Below are 1914 nucleotides of genomic sequence, written 5' to 3' on the forward strand. Positions count from 1 at the left end.
CTGCGATTCAGACGCAGAATTTTCAACGCTGGGATGAAATTTGGTTGTGGCGACGCGAAATTGCGCTAGCTGGCGGTCTCTATAAGCGCCGTTTCAACGCCCAGACCGGTGCGATCTGCCACTTCGCGCAAAGCAAAGGATGAGTTTATCTTGGTAACGTGCGGCATGGCCGACAACCAGAATTTATGTATCCGCTCGTAATCCTCTAGATCTTTTGCAGCAATGCGCAAGAGATAGTCATATTCGCCCGACATCAGATAACACACCAATACATTGGGGCACAGTTTTACTGCGGTCTCGAATTCACGCAGCTGTTTGTCCGCCTGTCCGGACAGGGAAATGTTGACGATAACGATAACCGGGTGACCGAGCATCTTGTTGGAGAGACGTGCATGATAGCCACGGATGACGCCCGATTTCTCCAATATATCCAGCCGCCGCGAGCATGCGGACTGCGATAGGCCGACCTTTTCGGCAAGCGTTGCATTCGACATGCGGCCATCTTTCTGCAAGCTGTCGAGAATAGCGATATCAATCCTGTCTAATGACATTGTTCGAACTTTCCCCTTATATCCGGACATTTTACGCAAGGATATTCGAAAAATCGCGTGGCGTCGAGCCGTCTTGGCAAGGACATGCAACGCGATTTGTGCTGTTATATTTGCCTCAAAAGGGAACATCTAAAAAGCTAACAGGAGACGTCATGCGCATCGGCTGCCCAAAGGAAATCAAAAACCATGAATATCGCGTCGGCCTCACTCCGGGCGCCGTACGCGAATACATTGCCCACGGCCATGAGGTCATCGTCCAGTCCGGAGCTGGTTTAGGTATTGGCGCCGACGATGGAGCCTATCAGGCGGCAGGTGCAAAGGTCGTCAAGACCGCCGAAGAAGTGTTCCAGCAGGCAGACATGATCGTCAAAGTGAAAGAGCCGCAGCCTTCCGAATGGGCGCAGCTTCGTGAAGGTCAGCTGCTTTATACCTATCTTCATCTCGCTCCGGATCCGGAACAGACCAAAGGTTTGCTGGCATCGGGTGTCACCGCGATTGCCTATGAAACTGTCACCGACGACCGCGGCGGCTTGCCGTTGCTGGCGCCGATGTCCGAAGTTGCCGGGCGCCTCGCCATACAGGCCGGTGCGACTGCGCTTCAAAAGGCCAATGGCGGCCGAGGCGTACTGCTTGGCGGCGTCCCCGGCGTCCTACCCGGCAAGGTCACCATTATCGGTGGCGGGGTCGTTGGCATCAATGCTGCCATGATGGCGACCGGCCTTGGCGCCGACGTAACTATTCTCGATCGCTCCATTCCGCGCTTGCGTCAGCTCGATGACATTTTCCGCGGGCGTATTCATACGCGCTATTCGACCATCGAAGCCCTTGATGATGAAGTGTTTTCTGCTGACATCGTTGTCGGCGCCGTATTGATTCCGGGTGCTGCCGCGCCAAAGCTTGTGACGCGCGAGATGCTCTCGGGCATGAAGAAGGGCGCAGTTATCGTTGACGTTGCGATCGATCAGGGCGGCTGCTTCGAGACATCGCATGCGACAACGCATTCCGAGCCGACTTACGAAGTAGACGGCATCATCCACTACTGTGTCGCCAACATGCCGGGCGCTGTGCCGGTCACGTCCGCTCATGCTTTGAACAATGCGACTTTGCAGTACGGCCTGCAGTTGGCTGATCGCGGCGTCAAGGCTCTCGTTGACAATCCGCATCTGCGCAACGGCCTCAACGTCCACAAGGGACGCATCACCAACCAGGCGGTTGCCGAGGCGCTCGGCCTCGAGATGGTCGAGGCAAAATCGGCAATAGCAGCCTGATATTGCCGCATAGTATCAAAGCCTTGGCAGGAGCGCTTCGACTGAAGCGCTCCTGCCTTGCCGTCATCCTCGGGCTTGACCCGAGGACCCACATT

2 protein-coding genes are annotated in these 1914 nt (G+C 55.8%); one reads left to right on the plus strand and one right to left on the minus strand.

Translation table 11 applies throughout. The annotated features are described in order from the left end of the window. Nucleotides 1-65 precede the first annotated feature (65 nt). Complete coding sequence (locus ACXJ5O_RS25655) at nt 66-551, minus strand: Lrp/AsnC family transcriptional regulator (RefSeq protein ID WP_114428935.1); 486 nt, start codon at nt 549-551, stop codon at nt 66-68. Between the two features lie 152 nt (nt 552-703). Between ACXJ5O_RS25655 and ald the strand changes: the two genes are divergently transcribed. Continuing rightward, entirely contained in the window at nt 704-1819 is a 1116-nt protein-coding gene (gene ald / locus ACXJ5O_RS25660; protein ID WP_457302371.1) for an alanine dehydrogenase, read from the plus strand. Nucleotides 1820-1914 lie beyond the last annotated feature (95 nt).

The organism is Phyllobacterium sp. P5_D12 (genome assembly GCF_054049495.1).

What these genes read in the sequence shown, in the direction of transcription:
- ACXJ5O_RS25655 (WP_114428935.1), bottom strand. Translation starts at nt 551, where the DNA reads ATGTCATTAGACAGGATTGATATCGCTATTCTCGACAGCTTGCAGAAA.
- ald (WP_457302371.1), top strand. Translation starts at nt 704, where the DNA reads ATGCGCATCGGCTGCCCAAAGGAAATCAAAAACCATGAATATCGCGTC.